Raw genomic sequence first — 15,556 nt, 5'->3', positions numbered from 1 at the left:
GCGTCCCTCACCAGGCGACCGGCAGGGTCTGCGGTCCGCGGATCAGCCCCTTGCTCTGCCACACCATGTCCTCCGGCTCCACCGCGAGCCGGAGGGCGGGGAACCGCTTCAGCAGGCTGGAGAGCATGACCTCCGACTCCATCCGGGTCATCTGCGCGCCCATGCAGTGGTGCGAGCCGTACCCGAAGGCCATGTGCGGCGCGTCCGCCCGGTCGAAGTCGAGCACCTCCGGGTCCTTGAACACCCCCGGGTCCCGGTTGGCCGCGAGGTACGAGGCGTAGACGACCTCGCCCGCGCGGATCGTCACTCCGCCGATCTCGATGTCCTCCATGGCGACGCGGGGCAGCCCCACCCCGTTGCGGTGCGGGATGAACCGCAGCAGCTCGTCGACGGCCTGCGGCAGCAGCTCCGGCTCCGCACGGAGCCGGGCCAGGTGCTGGGGGTGGGTGAGCAGGGCGTACACCATGTTGGCGCTGTTGTTGCGTACCGCGTGGGCGCCGCTGACCTGGATGGCGGTGGTGACGGACACCGCCTCCTCCTGGTTGAGCTCGCCGTTGTCCAGGGCCTCGGCGAGCACGGTCGCCAGGTCCTCGCGGGGTTCGCGCCGCCGCCGCTCCAGCAGCTCGGTGATGTACGCGGTGAGCTCGGCCTTCACCTGCCGGCTGCGCTCCGGGCCCGGCCCGGACGACATGATCAGATCCGGCCAGCCGGCCAGCCGGTGCCGGTCCTCCTCCGGTACGCCCAGCAGGTCGCTGACCACCGACAGCGGCATCGGCCCGTGGAGCATCGCCATCAGGTCGGCGGGCGGGCCGTGCCGCTCCACCTCGTCCAGCAGGCGGTCGGCGGTCTGCTGCGCCAGCGGGCGCAGCCGCTTCATCCCCTGCACGGTGAACGCCCTGGCGACCACCTTGCGCAGCCGCGAGTGCTCCGGCGGGTCGACGTAGTTGAAGCCGGCGTGGGAGGCGATCTGATGTGCGGTCATCCCGGTCACCCGCGCGGTACGTTCCGCCAGTGCCCGGCGGCTGAGCCGCGGGTCCGAGGTGATCGCCCGGACGTCCTCGTACCGCGTCACGAGCCACGCCTCGCCCTCGCCGTACGGGAGCCGGACGCGCGCCACGGGCTCGTCGCGCAGCAGTTCGTCGAGCAGCGGGTCGAACTGCAGGCCCGGTAGGTCGTCGATCGCCCAGAACCGCGCGGGCGGGGTCTGCGCCGTGGTCGTGTCCGTCATCCCGGTGCTCGCTTTCCGATGGGTCCGTTCAGGCCACGGGCATCTGTTCCCGACCTGCCCGCCGTCCGACGCCGTGCCGGGTCAGCTACCCCCGGATGGACGAAAGGGAAAATAAACACACTTGACCGTATGAATGGGTGACAGTGTGCCCATTGACCGTGGAGCGGGCGGCCCGGGCGGGCAAGGACGGCTCGTCGGCACGACAGCCACAGGAGATCCAGGATGCCCAGAACTTCCCGAAAGACCCGCATCGCCGTCCGCGGTGCGTTCGCCGCCTCGGTCATCGCCACGACCCTGACGACGGTCCCCGCCCACGCCGAGGACTCCGCGCGCAGCGCGCTCCCCAGCCACCAGTGCACCGTCAACGGCGTGGCGGTGGACCCCGGTGAGCGGGTTACCGGCACGCGCCGCGACGACAAGATCGAGTGCGAGAACGACGTCGAGAACGTCATCATCTTCGGCGGCGGCGGCAACGACAACATCCGCGTGAAGGGTCTGATCCTCGACTCGCAGATCCTCGGCGGCGACGGCGACGACACCATCCAGACCAGCCACCTGATGCCGCGCCACGGCTCCTCGACCATCCGCGGCAACAGCGGCGACGACACCATCATCGTCGCCACCGTCCGCGGCACGGCCGACCACGGCGCCACCGTCTACGGCGACATGGGCAACGACCGCCTCACCGTCGGCAGCGTCCACGGCGCCCCCGGCGACTACGCCCGCGGTGGCGGCCAGGTCTTCGGCAACGACGGCACGGACCACATCACCAGCGGCACCATCGACTTCGGCGGCCGGGTCCTCGGCGGTTCGGAGAACGACCTCATCGAGGCCAAGGCCGTGGGCCCCGAGGCGGGCGGCACCATCCAGGGCGGTCCCGGCGTCGACACCATCCGCGGCACCGAGAACTCGGTGCTGTCGGCCGGTCCGGGCTGGGGTGTCGTGGACGGCGGCCTGGACGTCGACGAGTGCAAGGTCGAGCACGCCGCGCCGGACCGCGCCCGCAGCACCATCGCCAGCTGCCCGTGACCCGCTGACGCGGCACCGCCCGCGTGGGTCCGTCCCGTGAGGGACCGTGCAGGAGGGCCGGGTACGAGCAGCCGCTCGTACCCGGCCCTCGGCCGTTCCGCCCGCGGGCATCCCTGCGCGACCGTGTCCCCGTGCGGCCGTCCCTCCCCGGCCGCCGCGCCGTGAACGCCGCACGTGGACGAGGCTTGGACGAGGCTCGGCGCGCTGTCCGTGCCGTGCCCGGCCGGCTCACCGCGGCCTCAGACGGTGTCCCGCGCCGCCCCGCCGAGTGCCGGTCCGCCGGCCGCCCCGGTGCCGGAGCCTGCTGCCGGTCCGCCGGCCGCCCGGGCGTCCGTCGCGTCCGTCGCGTCCGCCGCGTCCGCAGGGCAGGCCGTGCCCGCCGCGTCCGCCGGGTCGGCCGACCGCCGGGCCTCCTCCAGCAGTTCGCGCGCCTTCGCCTCCGCCTCGTCGTACCGCTCGGGGTGGGCCGAGCGCTGGACCTCCTGGGCGGTCCGGCCGGGGGTGAGGTCCGGGCACCGGCGCTCCACCTGGACGGCCCGGTGGAGGAACCGCCCGGCGGCGTACGACACGTCCATGATCTGCTCGGGTGTGCCCCAGCCCTGGCTCGGCCGCTGCTGGAACACCCCGAGCGAGTCCTTGTCGCCGCAGTCGAGGTTGTTCATGTGCGACTCGACCCACCCGGCTTCGAAGCCGGCGAGCATCACCTTGCCGGACACGCCGAGGTCGCGGCCGACGGCGTACACGGTCCTGATGACCTCCGGGTCATGACCGGGCGGAACGCGGCAGGGGCGTGACATGACGAGGGCCTACCCGCCCGCCGCGGGCCGCCACCCGTGGTGGCGTCAGTCCGCCACGGCCGGCTGGACGCGGCGGCGCGGGGTGGCGGACCCGTCCCGGTCGGTCCGGTCCAGCAGCGCGGGCGGCAGGTCGCGTGCGCACGAAAAGCTCCCGTAGCCCGGACGTAACACGACTGGGGTCGAATGCCTGCGGACCGGAGACTTCCGTCGGCAGTGGGGGCAGGGGCGTTGCATGACGCTGCATCAACATCCGTCCGGTATCGCGCTGTTCAGGGACTGGCTGGGCGTGCTGGTGGAGCGGCTCGACCCCCGGGGCGGCTGGTACGGCGTCTTCTGCCGCCGCGACCCCGCCGGCATGCGGGCGTGTCTCGACGGTGCGGAGATCCCGCCCTGGGATGTGGTGGAAGCGCTGCTCCAGGACCTCGCCACCGCGTACGGCGACCGGGTCGCGCAGGCGGAGGCGGCCCGCGCCCGGGACCTGTACGCCGCGGCGGTCGCGGCCCACGACGGCCGCCCGGGCGCCCGCGCGGCGCTGCACGCGCGGCTGGAGCGGATGCGGCGCGAGCAGGCGTACGCCGCGGGACGCGGTGAGGAACTGGCCGGCCTGCTGTCCGCAGCGGCGGAGGGCTCCGACGAGGCCGACCGCCTCGCCCGCGACCTGGGGTGGCTCCACGACGACCACGCCCGCGCCTCCGCCCGCATCGACGAACTCCGCGCCCGGCTGGCCGCCCTGCCGCCCGTCCCGGTACGGACCCCGCCGCCCGCCCCTTCGCCCGGCCCGCCACCCGTCGTCGCACCACCACCGGTACCCGTGCCCGCTGCCGCTTCCGTCCCCGCGCCACCGTCCGCCCCCGTGCCCGCTCCCGCCTCCGAGGCCCCGCGCGGCGACGGAGCCTCCGACGGCGGCCGGTGGCCCTGGAGCCGGCGCGGCGGTGCCGGTGGCGTGCCGAGGAAGCGGCCCCGGGGCGCGCGGTACGCCTGGATCGAGGAGCCGGAACCGGACGGCGACGAGCCGGGGCCGGCGGCCGGCGCGGCGGACGCGGGCCATGAGGCGCTCACGGTGCCCGAGCTGCCCGTCGCCGGCGCGGTACCGCGAGGTGCCCGGTTCGGGGGCGCCCCGGCCGCCGAGGAGGCACCGCCCCCTCCCGCCGGGCCCACCGCGGAGGACCGGCGCGCCGCACAGGAGGCCGTGGCCGCGCTCGTCGCCCTGCGCGCCCGGGGCCGCGGTGGCGAGGCGCACGCCCTGCTCTGCGAGGCGGCAGCCGGGCCCGCCGCCCGGCTCCCGCTGCTCGCCGCCGGGCTGCGCGACGCCGGGCTCGCGCCCGACTGGGCCACCTTGCTGTGGGAGGCCGCGTCCCTGCCGCCCGAGCACCTCGCGGCCGTGGCCGGCGAGCTCGGCGCGGCCGGCCTCGACCAGGACGCCCGGCACCTGCTGCGCCAGGGCGTGGCGCGGCCCCTCGGGGAGACGGCCGCCGCGGTGCTGGCGCTCGACGAGGCCGGCCGGGAGGGGCATGTCCGGGCCCTGCTGGACGCCTTCGTCCGCTCGCGCACCGCGGAGGACGCCGCCCGCCTCGCCGCGTACGCCCCGCACGTCCTGGTGCCCCGGCTCCTCGAGGCCCACCGCGCGGTGCCTGCGCGGGAGCGCGCTGAACACGGCCGGGGCGACCTCGTGCATGCGCTGCGCGTGGCGGGGCTGGCCTGAGGCTGTTCGCGCCCGCGCGCGAAAATTGCCGGGTGTCGACCACTCGGGTACGAAACGTGATCGACTCCGCCGGTTCACGGCGGCGGTCTTGCTCCGGGATGTGACGAGGCTTACGTTCACTGTCTACGCACCGCGTCTACGTGCGTAGAGGCTCTCTGACGCCGTGCCGAAGGAGCAGCTCATGTCCCACGTCGTGCGCGCCGCCCTGGTCCAGGCCACCTGGACCGGCGACACCGAATCCATGATCGCCAAGCATGAGGAGCACGCCCGCGAGGCGGCCCGGCAGGGCGCCAAGGTCATCGGTTTCCAAGAGGTGTTCAACGCTCCGTACTTCTGCCAGGTCCAGGACCCGGAGCACCACCGCTGGGCCGAGCCCGTCCCGGACGGGCCGACCGTCCGCCGGATGCAGGACCTCGCCCGCGAGACCGGCATGGTGATCGTCGTCCCCGTCTTCGAGATCGAGAGCCCCGGCTTCTACTACAACACCGCCGCGGTCGTCGACGCCGACGGCTCGTACCTCGGCAAGTACCGCAAGCACCACATCCCCCAGGTCAGGGGCTTCTGGGAGAAGTACTACTTCCGGCCCGGCAACCTCGGCTGGCCCGTGTTCGACACCGCCGTCGGCCGCGTCGGCGTCTACATCTGCTACGACCGGCACTTCCCCGAGGGCTGGCGCCAACTCGGCCTGAACGGCGCGCAGCTGGTCTACAACCCCTCCGCCACCCACCGCGGTCTGTCCTCCCACCTCTGGCAGCTGGAGCAGCCCGCGGCGGCCGTCGCCAACCTGTACTACGTCGCCGCCATCAACCGCGTCGGCCAGGAGGAGTACGGCGACAACGACTTCTACGGCAGCAGCTACTTCGTCGACCCGCGCGGCCAGTTCGTCGGTGACGTCGCCTCCGACAAGGAGGAGGAGCTCGTCGTCCGCGACCTCGACTTCCGCCTGATCGACGACGTACGGCAGACGTGGGCGTTCTACCGCGACCGCCGGCCCGACGCGTACGACGGGCTGGTGAAACCGTGATGAGCGACCTGTACGCGCGCCACCGGGCCGTCATCCCCGACTGGGTCGCCCTCTATTACCGGGACCCCCTCGAAATCACCCACGGCGAGGGCCGCCACGTCTGGGACGCCAACGGCAGGCGCTACCTCGACTTCTTCGGCGGCATCCTCACCACCATGACCGCCCACGCGCTGCCCGAGGTCACCAAGGCGGTCACCGAGCAGGCCGGACGGCTCCTCCACTCGTCCACGCTCTACCTCAACCGCCCGATGGTGGAGCTCGCCGAACGCATCGCCCGCCTCTCCGGCATCCCGGACGCCCGCGTCTTCTTCACGACCTCCGGCACGGAGGCCAACGACACGGCGCTGCTCCTGGCCACCACGTACCGCCGCACCAACCAGATCGTGGCGATGCGCAACAGCTACCACGGCCGCTCCTTCTCCACGGTGTCCGTCACCGGCAACCGCGCCTGGTCGCCGACCAACCTCTCCCCGCTGCAGACGCTGTACGTGCACGGCGGCGTGCGCACCCGCGGCCCGTACGCGCACCTCGGCGACGCCGCGTTCATCGAGGCGTGCGTCGCGGACCTGGAGGACCTGCTCGGGCACACCGCCGACGTCGCCGCGCTGATCGCCGAACCGATCCAGGGCGTCGGCGGGTTCACCTGCCCGCCCGACGGGCTGTACGCGGCGTTCCGCCGGGTCCTGGACCGGCACGGCATCCTGTGGATCGCCGACGAGGTGCAGACCGGGTGGGGCCGCACCGGCGAGCACTTCTGGGGCTGGCAGGCGCACGGTGCGAGCGGCCCCCCGGACATCCTCACCTTCGCCAAGGGGATCGGCAACGGCATGTCCATCGGCGGGGTCGTGGCCCGCGCCGAGATCATGAACTGCCTGAACGCCAACTCCATCTCGACGTTCGGCGGCTCGCCCGTCACCATGGCGGCCGGCCTCGCGAACCTCTCGTACCTCCTGGAACACGACCTGCAGGGCAACGCCCGCCGGGTCGGCGGATTGCTCATCGAGCGGCTGCGCGCCGCAGCGGCGGGCAGCGACCTCGTCCGCGAGGTCCGCGGCCGCGGACTGATGATCGGCGTCGAGCTGGTGAAGCCGGGCACCGACGAGCCGAACCCGGACGCGGCCACGGCCGCACTGGAGGCGGCCCGGGACGGCGGCCTGCTGATCGGCAAGGGCGGCGGTCACCGCACCACCGCGCTGCGCATCGCCCCGCCGCTGTCCCTCACGGTCGCCGAGGCCGAGGAGGGCGCCGCCATCCTCGAACAGGCCCTGCGCTCGCTCTAGCGGTACCGCCGTCCCGCCTTCCTGCTGTCCTGCCACTCCCGCCGTCCAGCCGGCCGAAGGGGGCCGCACCATGAGCACCACCCGTACCCTCATCCGTAACGGCCTCGTCATCACCGCCGCCGACGAGACCCACGCCGACGTCCTGATCGAGGACGGCCGCATCGCCGCCCTCGCCGCCCACGGCTCGGCCGTCGCCGCCTCCTGGGCCGCGGGCGCCGACCGGACGATCGACGCGACCGGCAAGTACGTCATCCCGGGCGGCGTCGACGGCCACACCCACATGGACTTCCCCTTCGGGGGGACCTTCTCCTCCGACGACTTCGAGAGCGGTACCCGCGCCGCCGCCTGGGGCGGTACCACCACCATCGTCGACTTCGCCGTCCAGACGGTGGGCCACTCGCTGCGCGAGGGGCTGGATGCCTGGCACGCCAAGGCCGACGGCAAGTGCGCCGTGGACTACGGCTTCCACATGATCGTCTCCGATGTGAACGACCGCTCCCTCAAGGAGATGGACCTGCTGGTAGAGGAGGGCGTCACCTCCTTCAAGCTCTTCATGGCCTACCCCGGCGTCTTCTACAGCGACGACGGCAGGATCCTGCGCGCCATGCAGCGCGCCTCGGTCAACGGCGGGCTGATCATGATGCACGCCGAGAACGGCATCGCCATCGACGTCCTCGTCGAACAGGCCCTCGCCCGCGGCGAGACCGACCCCCGCCACCACGGCGAGGTCCGCAAGGTGCTGCTGGAGGCGGAAGCCACCCACCGCGCCATCCAGCTCGCCCGCGTCGCGGGCGCGCCGCTCTACGTCGTGCACGTGTCGGCCGAGGAGGCCGTCGCGGAACTCGCCGCCGCGCGCGACAAGGGCCTCGCCGTCTTCGGCGAGACCTGCCCCCAGTACCTCTTCCTGTCCACCGACAACCTCGCCGAGCCCGGTTTCGAGGGCGCCAAGTACGTGTGCAGCACACCGCTGAGGCCGCGCGAGCACCAGGCGGCGCTCTGGCGCGGCCTGCGCACCGACGACCTCCAGGTCGTCTCCACCGACCACTGCCCCTTCTGCTTCACCGGCCAGAAGGAGCTCGGACGCGGCGACTTCTCCCGGATCCCCAACGGGCTGCCGGGCGTGGAGAACCGCATGGACCTGCTCCACCAGGGCGTCGTCGACGGCCACATCGGCCGCCGCCGCTGGATCGACATCGCCTGCGCCGCGCCCGCCCGGATGTTCGGCCTCTATCCCAAGAAGGGCACCATCGCCCCCGGCGCCGACGCCGACGTCGTCATCTACGACCCCCACACCGAGCAGACCATCTCGGCCACCACGCACCACATGAACGTCGACTACTCCGCGTACGAGGGCAGGACCGTCACCGGCCAGGTGGAGACCGTCCTCTCGCGCGGCGAGGTCGTCATCGACCGCCGCACCTTCACCGGCCGCGCCGGACACGGCCTCTACACGCCACGCTCCACCTGCCAGTACCTGAACTAGGGGGTGTCGTGCCGCTCACGCCGGGCTCGCGACGCCCGGCACCGCACCTCGCCGCGTTGTCGTCGGTCGCCGACGGCCCCCGTTGCCCTTCGGGCACGGGAGGTGTACCCACCGCGTCGACTCCCTCCTCCGCCTTGCGATGCACGGCACCCGAACGCCGCTCACCGATCCAGCCTGATCGACCAGACACCCCCTGGGAGGCCACCCCGTGGACTTCGGACTCGTCCTGCAGACCGACCCGCCCGCCTCGGCGGTCGTCGGGCTGATGCGGCGCGCGGAGCGCAACGGCTTCCGCTACGGCTGGACCTTCGACTCCGCCGTGCTCTGGCAGGAGCCCTTCGTCATCTACAGCCAGATCCTCGAACACACCAGCACCCTGACCGTCGGGCCCATGGTCACCAACCCGGGCACCCGTACCTGGGAGGTCACCGCCTCCACCTTCGCCACCCTCAACGACATGTTCGGCAACCGCACCGTGTGCGGCATCGGCCGCGGCGACTCCGCCATGCGCGTCGCCGGCCGCAAACCCAACACCCTGGCCCGGGTGGGCGAGGCGATCGACGTCATCCGCGACCTGGCGGAGGGGCGCGAGGCACTCGTCGACGGCCGGCCGATCCGCATCCCGTGGATCAGGAACGGCAAACTGCCCGTGTGGATGGCGGCGTACGGCCCGAAGGCCCTCGCCCTCGCCGGGCAGAAGGCCGACGGCTTCATCCTCCAGCTCGCCGACCCCTACCTGACGGAGTGGATGGTCGCGGCGGTGCGCAGGGCCGCCGAGGAGGCCGGCCGCGACCCGTCCTCGATCACCATCTGCGTCGCCGCGCCCGCGTACGTCGGCGACGACCTGGCGCACGCGCGCGACCAGTGCCGCTGGTTCGGCGGGATGGTCGGCAACCACGTCGCCGACCTGGTGAGCCGCTACGGCGAGCACTCGGACCTGGTGCCCGAGGCCCTCACCGCGTACATCAAGGCCCGGCAGGGCTACGACTACGGCCACCACGGCCGCGCCGGAAGCCCCTCCACGGACTTCGTCCCGGACGACATCGTCGACCGCTTCTGCCTGCTGGGCCCGCCCGCCGCCCACATCGCCAAACTGAAGGCGCTCAAGGCCCTGGGCGTCGACCAGTTCGCCGTCTACGACATGCACGACGCGAAGGAGGCGACGATCGACGCGTACGGCTCCGAGATCATCCCGGCACTCACCGGCTGACATCACCGCGTGGGTGGAGGGGCGTATCAAGAGAAGCGTGCGCCGTGCGTACGTGCTGGTGGCCCTACATGGACCGGGCGGCCGGTCTTGCGGTTTTCCAGGTCCACGCCTCTCCGACGTGCTCGCGTGAGGAAGAGGCCCGTTTCCGCGGATCGACGGCCGTGGCGGCGAGGCCCCGCCAGGAGCGGGCGAGGTTTTGCCCGCGCCCGCTCCTGTATGCCGAGCATCTCGCCGTGAACGAGGTCGGCGGACCCTATGTCGGCACTGCGCGGTGGATCGGCGTACCCCTGGGCGAGTTGCTCACAGAAGCCGGGGTCCAGCCGCCGTCACAGGGAGGGCGGGCAGATCGGTTGGTCTCGCGGTCCGTCGACGGCATGACGCTCGGCAGCCACCGACCACGCTGCCCTCGAACGGTGTGCTCGGACCCGTTGACACACGAGCCAGGCCCCCAGGGACCGGCCCCGGAGGGCCGGTCCGCCGAGGGGCCGGCGGCCCGTGGGTCAGGAGACGGGAGCGGTTTCCGGGTCGAGGCCGTGGGCGGTGACCAGGTGGGCTGTGCCGTCGGCGAGCCGGTAGGACAGACCGACGACCGCGACCCTGCCGCCCTCGACGGCTTCGGCCAAGGCCCGGGAGCGGTCCAGGAGGAGATCGACGGTGTGCCGGATGTGCCCGGTGATGAAGTCCGCGTCCTTGCTGCAGCCGGCGGCGCGGGCGGCCAGCACGCTCGGTGCCACCTTTTCGATCACGTCCCGCACGTAACCGCCGACGGTCGTGCCGTTCTCGACGGCGGCGCGGGTGGCCGCGACGGCACCGCAGGCGTCATGGCCGAGAACCACGACCAAGGGACTGCCGAGCACGCTGACCGCGTATTCGATGCTGCCCAGCACTTCGGAGCCCACCACGTGACCGGCGGTCCGTACGACGAAGAGGTCTCCGAGACCGCGGTCGAAGACGATCTCGGCGGCCAGCCGGGAGTCGGAGCAGCCGAACATCACGGCGAACGGGTACTGGGCCGACGCGGTTTCGGACCGCCGGGCGGCGTCCTGGTTGGGGTGCTCCGGCGAACCGGCAACGAACCGCTTGTTGCCGGCCAGGAGCAGCTCGAAGGCTTCACGGGGCGTCATTGTCTGGGCTTGGGTCATGGCGGCAGATTACGGCCTCGGTCCCGCCAACCCCTGTAGTGGGGCGCTCGGCACCGTGCGGATCGCCCTGAGGACGTGAGGGGTGTACACCAGCACGGCTGCGAAGAAGCGCCGGGCACGGCCCGCTCCCGGGACGCGCCGATCCCGAGCCGGGTTCATTCAGGTCGCGCGGCGGTGGGCCTGACAAGGCGACGCTGACGAAGATGCTCACGTACCACGACGTGGGCCAGAAACTCATGCCCGAGCAGCTGGAGAGCGGCACCTTCGAGACGCTGGAGAAGGGCACGAAGATGTGACACCACACGACACGGCAGGGGCCCGGCACCGCGCGACCATGGTGTGGCTCGTATCCCTGCCCGTGCAAGCCGCCCAGTACATCCCCGAGCCGCCCGGGCCCTTGCTGTCCGCCGGAGTCGGGGTGTGGGCGCTCGGCCTGTTCTTCGAGGCCGTGGGTGACTACCAGCTCGCACGCTATGAAACCGCCCCGGCCGACCAGGACCGCATCATGGACAGGGGTCTGTGGGCCTGGACCCGGCATCCCAACTACTTCGGCGACTTCCTCGCCCGGTGGGGTCTCTTCCTCATTGCGTCCGCCAGTTGGCAGACTGCCGCGATGTCCCTCATCTCGCCCGTCGTCATGTCGCCGCTCCTGACCAAAGGGAGCGGGAAACGGCTCCTGGCGGCCCACATGGTCCGGCGCCCCGGATGCGCCGCCCGTACCAGCGGCTTCTTCCCCATGCCCCCGAGAGGTGCCCGTTGACCCACGAACCCTCGCGCGGCAGCGGAGCCCTCTCGGCCAGCGGCACCACCACACACCTGGCTTTGCGGCACGTGCCTGCCGCCCCGCAGGCCGCCGTCCTCCTGCTGCACGGCGGACGCGCGGACGCCGTGACGCCACCGCCCCGGCTCAACCTGCCGTCGCTGCGTATGCGCCCCTTCGCCACGGCGATCCTCCGCGAGACCCGGCCCCACCCGGTGCTGGTGGCCGAGGTCCGCTACCGCCACCGCGGCTGGAACGGTCCGCGCGGCGACGCCGCCCGCGACGCACGCCACGCGCTACGCGAACTCCGCTCCCTGGCCGGGCCGCTGCCCGTGGTCCTCGTAGGTCACTCCATGGGCGGCCGAGCAGCGCTGTGCGCCGCCGACGAGCCGCAGGTGAAGGGCGTCGTGGCTCTCGCCCCCTGGTGTCCGCCGGGTGAACCGGTCACCCACCTCGCAGGCCGCACCGTCGTCGTCCTGCATGACGAACACGACCGCGTCACCCAGGCCGGGGCATCCTGGGAATTCGTCCGCCGAGCCCGCGGCGCCGGAGCGCGGGCCGGCGGCATTGCCATGGCCCAAGGAGGCCACGCCATGTTGCGCGCCGCTCCCACTTGGCACAGGCTCGCCGCTGCCGCGACAGCGGCCATTCTCGGCTACTCGGCCCCGCCCGCCGAGTTCTGCAGGGCGTTGTCCAACCATGAGTAGGGCTTGAGTGAGCCGCGCGATGCGGCTCCACCCGTGAAGAGCCACCGCGCCAATTCCCCTTCACGTCAATGAAGACCTGCACGTGGTGCTCCAGAGTACTCATCTCGTGGCAGGTCGGAGTGTTCGCCTCGTGACGGCACCACGGCGCCCGAGCGGTGATTGGAATTGCCATGGAGACGTCCGAGACCGTGAAACAGCTCCTGCAGGACGTCCGTAAAATGCTGTGGGAGGAAGGGCTCAATAGTGGCTTCGGGCTGACTGGTAGGGCGTAGCCGCTGACGATCCGGACCGGATGGGCGGTGGTCGGTGTCGTGCGGATGGCCAGGCGATGTGCGGTACAGCTTCGCTGATGTCACTTTCAGTGAACGATGCCGACAAGCGGCTCGGCGTCCGGCGAGCGGGTGACTGACGGTCACCGGCATGGCATCGCATCGCATACGGGAGCTTTTCGCAGCATGCTTGCCGTGTCAGGGGCACACCGGAGAACAGGGCAACTTCCATCACCACTCCGGCTTGATTCTTGCTGGGGCGCCGGCAGGTGCTATCGATCCATGGTCGCCTCGGAGCTCTCGGCAGGTGAGAGGGACGAATGTGCGGGTACCGCCGTCTCTTTCGGTTCACTGCTCGGAGCGGACGTGCCCGTTTCGCGTGCGGTGGCGGCCGACGGCGGCCGCCACTGCGTGATCTCGGCAAACCACCAGGTACCCGCCACCACGCATGACCACAACAAGCCATTCATCGTCGCTGTCGGCCAGGGTGACTGCTCTGCCCACCGTTCCACGGCAGCCAGCGTTATCCAGCTGATCAGCAGGACGCACGTAACCCGTACACGGCGGTGTTTGAACATGTGCGCCCGGCTACCCGCGGCAGGAGTGATCACACCGTTCTGAGCCGTACCGCAGGTGGGCACCCTGTGCCGTTGCTGGGCTGCTGGCCCGGTATGCGCGGTGGCTGCTTTGAGGCAGCGATATCGGGGCACGCGCGAGTGCATGCAGGAATTCAGACGTGTGCCATGACCGCCGTGCACGGACGGTTGCCTGCTCCGCGGGTCAGCGCCTCACCACGGCGGGCTGGGGGACGGCACCGGCGCTCTGGACGGCGCTGGGGCAGGTGGCGTCGCCGGCTCATGGCCTATCGCGACATCTGCTGCTGCCATCTCCCGCCGGGGGGGCGGGTGAGGATTGTCTGCTGCTGGTGCACATCCGCAAGGGGTCGAGCGGGTGACGTACCAAACATGCGGCCCGTGTGCCGAGGGCGTAATCACCCACGTGATTCTCGACGAACCGTTCCGTTACAGCGGGCTGGGTACCAGAGGCCCGGCGGCAGTTTGCGGGCCGGGCGGTGCGAGGGGCTGGTGAGGAGCGGGACGGGCTGCTGCTTCAAGTGAAGGGGGCCACTGCCGCTGCAGCCGCTTGGTGGGTGCCGGCGTGGCTGCTGCCGTCGACGGTCACGGCTTTCGCCACGTTCGCCGCGTTGCTGGCGTTGCTGGCGTTGCAGTCGACGGTCTACCGGTCGTTGTGGGACTCGGCGCAGTATCCGGGGGTCATGGCGCTGGGGACCGCGCAAGCGGCGGCGTTCGGCAGCACTGCCGGCGTCCATGCCTGGAGCGTGGGTCGCGCTCATCACCCTGATAGGAGCACGGTTTCAACTCCTGGGCCGACAGGGGGTCCAGGTCCCTGGGGTAACCCTCTTCGCGTTCGCAGGCGGCGATGGCGAAATCGGCGATCTCAGCCGTAAGACCTTCTCCGCCGGCAAGACCGAATTCCCCTACGGCGCGTTCATCAACGCCACGATCAGCTTCATCCTCGTCGCCGCCGCGCTCTGCTTTCTCGTGGTGCTGCCGGTGAACAAGCTGCACGAGCGCTTCGCACCCAACCATGACGTCCAGGCACCCAAACGCGAATGCCCCCAATCCTCAGCCCCGTACCCACCCAGGCACGCCGATGCGCGGCTTGCACCAGCCCGCTGCCAACCCTGCCCGCCCAGGAAGCGGTAACCAGGGCCGGTGAGTGACAACGGCGTCTCAAGGCGCGGCGTCATAGCCACCCGTTGCGGCGGAAGACCCGGTGGAGGAGGGTGCACGCGCTGACCATCACGGCAACGGCCAGGGGGTAGCCGTAGGTCCATTCCAGTTCCGGCATGTGGGCGAAATTCATGCCGTAGACGCCGGCGATGAGAGTGGGCAGGGCGAAGATGGCGGCCCAGGCGGAGATGGTGCGCATGTCGTCGTTCTGCCAGGTCCCCACCCGGGCCAGGTGGGCGTCCAGTACGGAGTTGAGCAACTCGTCCAAGGACCGGGCCTCGGTATCGGCGCGGTGCACGTGGTCGGCGACGTCGCGAAAGTACGGAAGGGCCTCCTCCGGCCAGCCGGAGCGCGGACCGGCGAAGTCCTGCACCACCGGCACCAGGGGCTGCACAGCGTCGCGGAATCCCAGGACCTCTCGCTTGAGGGAGTACACCTCTTCGATCACGTCCTCGCGCACCGGGGAGAACACTCGGCGCTCCAGGCCGGTCAGATCACCGCGCACTTCCTCGGCGATGGCGGTATAGGCGTCGACGGTCACGTCCAAGACCGCGTGCAGCACCGCCACCGGTCCCAGCGCCAGCATAGCCGGGTCGCGGTCGAGCCGGCGGACGGCTTCGGCCGCGGGGTCCGCCTGTCCGTGGCAGACAGTAAGGACGAAATTCGGGCCGAGGAAGATCATGATCTCGCCCGACTCCACCTGCGAGGTTTCCTCCACGTACCACAACGTCTTCAGCGCGACGGAAAGCACATCGCCGTAGCGCTCGCGCTTGGGCCGCTGATGCGCCTGGACGGCGTCTTCGACCGCCAAGGGGTGCAGACCCAGCTCACCGGCCAGCGCCTCAACCTCCTGTGCCGAAGGATCAGCCAGGCGGATCCACCCGAACGTACCCTCCGGCGCGTCCCGCAACCGCTTCAATGCGCTAACGCTGCCCTCCACCCCATCAGGTGCCTGCGGACTGCCGTCACTTCGGTAGATCACACACTCCATGCCTTTACACCTACGCACCGCGCCCCGATCCATGCCCCTCACCTGACCGAGGAGCACCGGCTCGGATTCCTGGTGCCACCAAGGTGGGTGCCGCTGAAAACGCCCCCGCACCCGCCAGGGGCTTCAGGGGCCGGCCGGGCGGGCGCAGTGTCGCCTACGCGCTGCGGGGGCGCGCAGGTG

The 15,556-nt window shown here is 71.5% G+C and carries 13 protein-coding genes and 2 pseudogenes; 11 read left to right on the top strand and 4 right to left on the bottom strand.

From position 1 onward, the window contains the following. Window positions 1-7 precede the first annotated feature (7 nt). On the bottom strand, window positions 8-1,228 hold the full coding sequence (locus tag ACIA79_RS02885; protein WP_399426344.1) for a cytochrome P450: 1,221 nt from the start codon (window positions 1,226-1,228) through the stop codon (window positions 8-10). A 222-nt stretch (window positions 1,229-1,450) separates the two neighbouring features. On the opposite strand from ACIA79_RS02885, the gene ACIA79_RS02880 reads away from it, so the two are divergent. Then, window positions 1,451-2,257 carry a hypothetical protein gene (locus ACIA79_RS02880; RefSeq protein WP_399426343.1) on the top strand — a complete coding sequence of 269 codons (807 nt, stop codon included), beginning with the start codon at window positions 1,451-1,453 and terminating at the stop codon, window positions 2,255-2,257. Window positions 2,258-2,496: 239 nt separating this feature from the next. Here ACIA79_RS02880 and ACIA79_RS02875 read toward each other — a convergent pair whose 3' ends face one another. Next, window positions 2,497-3,054: a hypothetical protein gene (locus ACIA79_RS02875; protein ID WP_399426342.1), complete on the bottom strand. Its 558-nt coding sequence runs from the start codon at window positions 3,052-3,054 to the stop codon at window positions 2,497-2,499. A gap of 232 nt (window positions 3,055-3,286) precedes the next feature. Between ACIA79_RS02875 and ACIA79_RS02870 the strand changes: the two genes are divergently transcribed. The 6 genes and pseudogenes from ACIA79_RS02870 to ACIA79_RS02845 all read left to right on the top strand — a co-directional run. Next, a complete protein-coding gene (locus ACIA79_RS02870) occupies window positions 3,287-4,756 on the top strand; it encodes a hypothetical protein (protein WP_399426341.1) in 1,470 nt (489 codons plus the stop codon). Between the two features lie 181 nt (window positions 4,757-4,937). Beyond that, window positions 4,938-5,780: a nitrilase-related carbon-nitrogen hydrolase gene (locus ACIA79_RS02865; RefSeq protein ID WP_399426340.1), complete on the top strand. Its 843-nt coding sequence runs from the start codon at window positions 4,938-4,940 to the stop codon at window positions 5,778-5,780. Further along, window positions 5,780-7,060: an aspartate aminotransferase family protein gene (locus ACIA79_RS02860; protein WP_399426339.1), complete on the top strand. Its 1,281-nt coding sequence runs from the start codon at window positions 5,780-5,782 to the stop codon at window positions 7,058-7,060. Before ACIA79_RS02865 ends, ACIA79_RS02860 begins: the two co-directional genes overlap by 1 nt. A 70-nt stretch (window positions 7,061-7,130) precedes the next feature. Then, window positions 7,131-8,543, top strand: a complete 1,413-nt coding sequence (gene hydA / locus ACIA79_RS02855) for a dihydropyrimidinase (RefSeq protein ID WP_399426338.1) — start codon at window positions 7,131-7,133, stop codon at window positions 8,541-8,543. Window positions 8,544-8,751: 208 nt separating this feature from the next. Beyond that, window positions 8,752-9,753: a TIGR03842 family LLM class F420-dependent oxidoreductase gene (locus ACIA79_RS02850; RefSeq protein WP_399426337.1), complete on the top strand. Its 1,002-nt coding sequence runs from the start codon at window positions 8,752-8,754 to the stop codon at window positions 9,751-9,753. A gap of 236 nt (window positions 9,754-9,989) precedes the next feature. After that, window positions 9,990-10,142 (top strand): annotated as a pseudogene (locus tag ACIA79_RS02845) (molybdopterin-binding oxidoreductase); the annotation flags it as partial. A gap of 111 nt (window positions 10,143-10,253) precedes the next feature. Here the strand turns inward: ACIA79_RS02845 and ACIA79_RS02840 are convergent. Beyond that, window positions 10,254-10,895, bottom strand: a complete 642-nt coding sequence (locus tag ACIA79_RS02840) for a carbonic anhydrase (RefSeq protein ID WP_399426336.1) — start codon at window positions 10,893-10,895, stop codon at window positions 10,254-10,256. A 182-nt stretch (window positions 10,896-11,077) separates the two neighbouring features. Here ACIA79_RS02840 and ACIA79_RS02835 point away from each other — a divergent pair. From ACIA79_RS02835 to ACIA79_RS02820, 4 genes and pseudogenes are all read left to right on the top strand, one after another. Beyond that, window positions 11,078-11,179, top strand: a pseudogene (locus ACIA79_RS02835) (fasciclin domain-containing protein); the annotation flags it as partial. A gap of 50 nt (window positions 11,180-11,229) precedes the next feature. Further along, window positions 11,230-11,655, top strand: coding sequence for a DUF1295 domain-containing protein (locus ACIA79_RS02830; RefSeq protein WP_399426335.1), 426 nt, complete (start codon window positions 11,230-11,232; stop codon window positions 11,653-11,655). Then, a complete protein-coding gene (locus tag ACIA79_RS02825; RefSeq protein ID WP_399426334.1) occupies window positions 11,652-12,362 on the top strand; it encodes an alpha/beta fold hydrolase in 711 nt (236 codons plus the stop codon). Before ACIA79_RS02830 ends, ACIA79_RS02825 begins: the two co-directional genes overlap by 4 nt. Window positions 12,363-13,959: 1,597 nt before the next feature. Next, entirely contained in the window at window positions 13,960-14,358 is a 399-nt protein-coding gene (locus ACIA79_RS02820) for an MscL family protein (RefSeq protein WP_399426333.1), read from the top strand. A 40-nt stretch (window positions 14,359-14,398) separates the two neighbouring features. On the opposite strand, the gene ACIA79_RS02815 is transcribed toward ACIA79_RS02820, so the two are convergent. Further along, window positions 14,399-15,376, bottom strand: coding sequence for a magnesium and cobalt transport protein CorA (locus ACIA79_RS02815; RefSeq protein WP_399426332.1), 978 nt, complete (start codon window positions 15,374-15,376; stop codon window positions 14,399-14,401). Window positions 15,377-15,556 lie beyond the last annotated feature (180 nt).

The organism is Streptomyces sp. NPDC051310 (genome assembly GCF_044455245.1).
Lineage (GTDB): Bacteria > Actinomycetota > Actinomycetes > Streptomycetales > Streptomycetaceae > Streptomyces.
The sequence above is the reverse complement of the archived record's forward strand: the minus strand, read 5'-3'. Positions and strand labels throughout refer to the sequence as shown.

What these genes read in the sequence shown, in the direction of transcription:
- ACIA79_RS02885 (WP_399426344.1), bottom strand. Translation starts at nt 1,228, where the DNA reads ATGACGGACACGACCACGGCGCAGACCCCGCCCGCGCGGTTCTGGGCG.
- ACIA79_RS02880 (WP_399426343.1), top strand. Translation starts at nt 1,451, where the DNA reads ATGCCCAGAACTTCCCGAAAGACCCGCATCGCCGTCCGCGGTGCGTTC.
- ACIA79_RS02875 (WP_399426342.1), bottom strand. Translation starts at nt 3,054, where the DNA reads ATGTCACGCCCCTGCCGCGTTCCGCCCGGTCATGACCCGGAGGTCATC.
- ACIA79_RS02870 (WP_399426341.1), top strand. Translation starts at nt 3,287, where the DNA reads ATGACGCTGCATCAACATCCGTCCGGTATCGCGCTGTTCAGGGACTGG.
- ACIA79_RS02865 (WP_399426340.1), top strand. Translation starts at nt 4,938, where the DNA reads ATGTCCCACGTCGTGCGCGCCGCCCTGGTCCAGGCCACCTGGACCGGC.
- ACIA79_RS02860 (WP_399426339.1), top strand. Translation starts at nt 5,780, where the DNA reads ATGAGCGACCTGTACGCGCGCCACCGGGCCGTCATCCCCGACTGGGTC.
- hydA (WP_399426338.1), top strand. Translation starts at nt 7,131, where the DNA reads ATGAGCACCACCCGTACCCTCATCCGTAACGGCCTCGTCATCACCGCC.
- ACIA79_RS02840 (WP_399426336.1), bottom strand. Translation starts at nt 10,895, where the DNA reads ATGACCCAAGCCCAGACAATGACGCCCCGTGAAGCCTTCGAGCTGCTC.
- ACIA79_RS02830 (WP_399426335.1), top strand. Translation starts at nt 11,230, where the DNA reads ATGGTGTGGCTCGTATCCCTGCCCGTGCAAGCCGCCCAGTACATCCCC.
- ACIA79_RS02820 (WP_399426333.1), top strand. Translation starts at nt 13,960, where the DNA reads ATGCCTGGAGCGTGGGTCGCGCTCATCACCCTGATAGGAGCACGGTTT.
- ACIA79_RS02815 (WP_399426332.1), bottom strand. Translation starts at nt 15,376, where the DNA reads ATGGAGTGTGTGATCTACCGAAGTGACGGCAGTCCGCAGGCACCTGAT.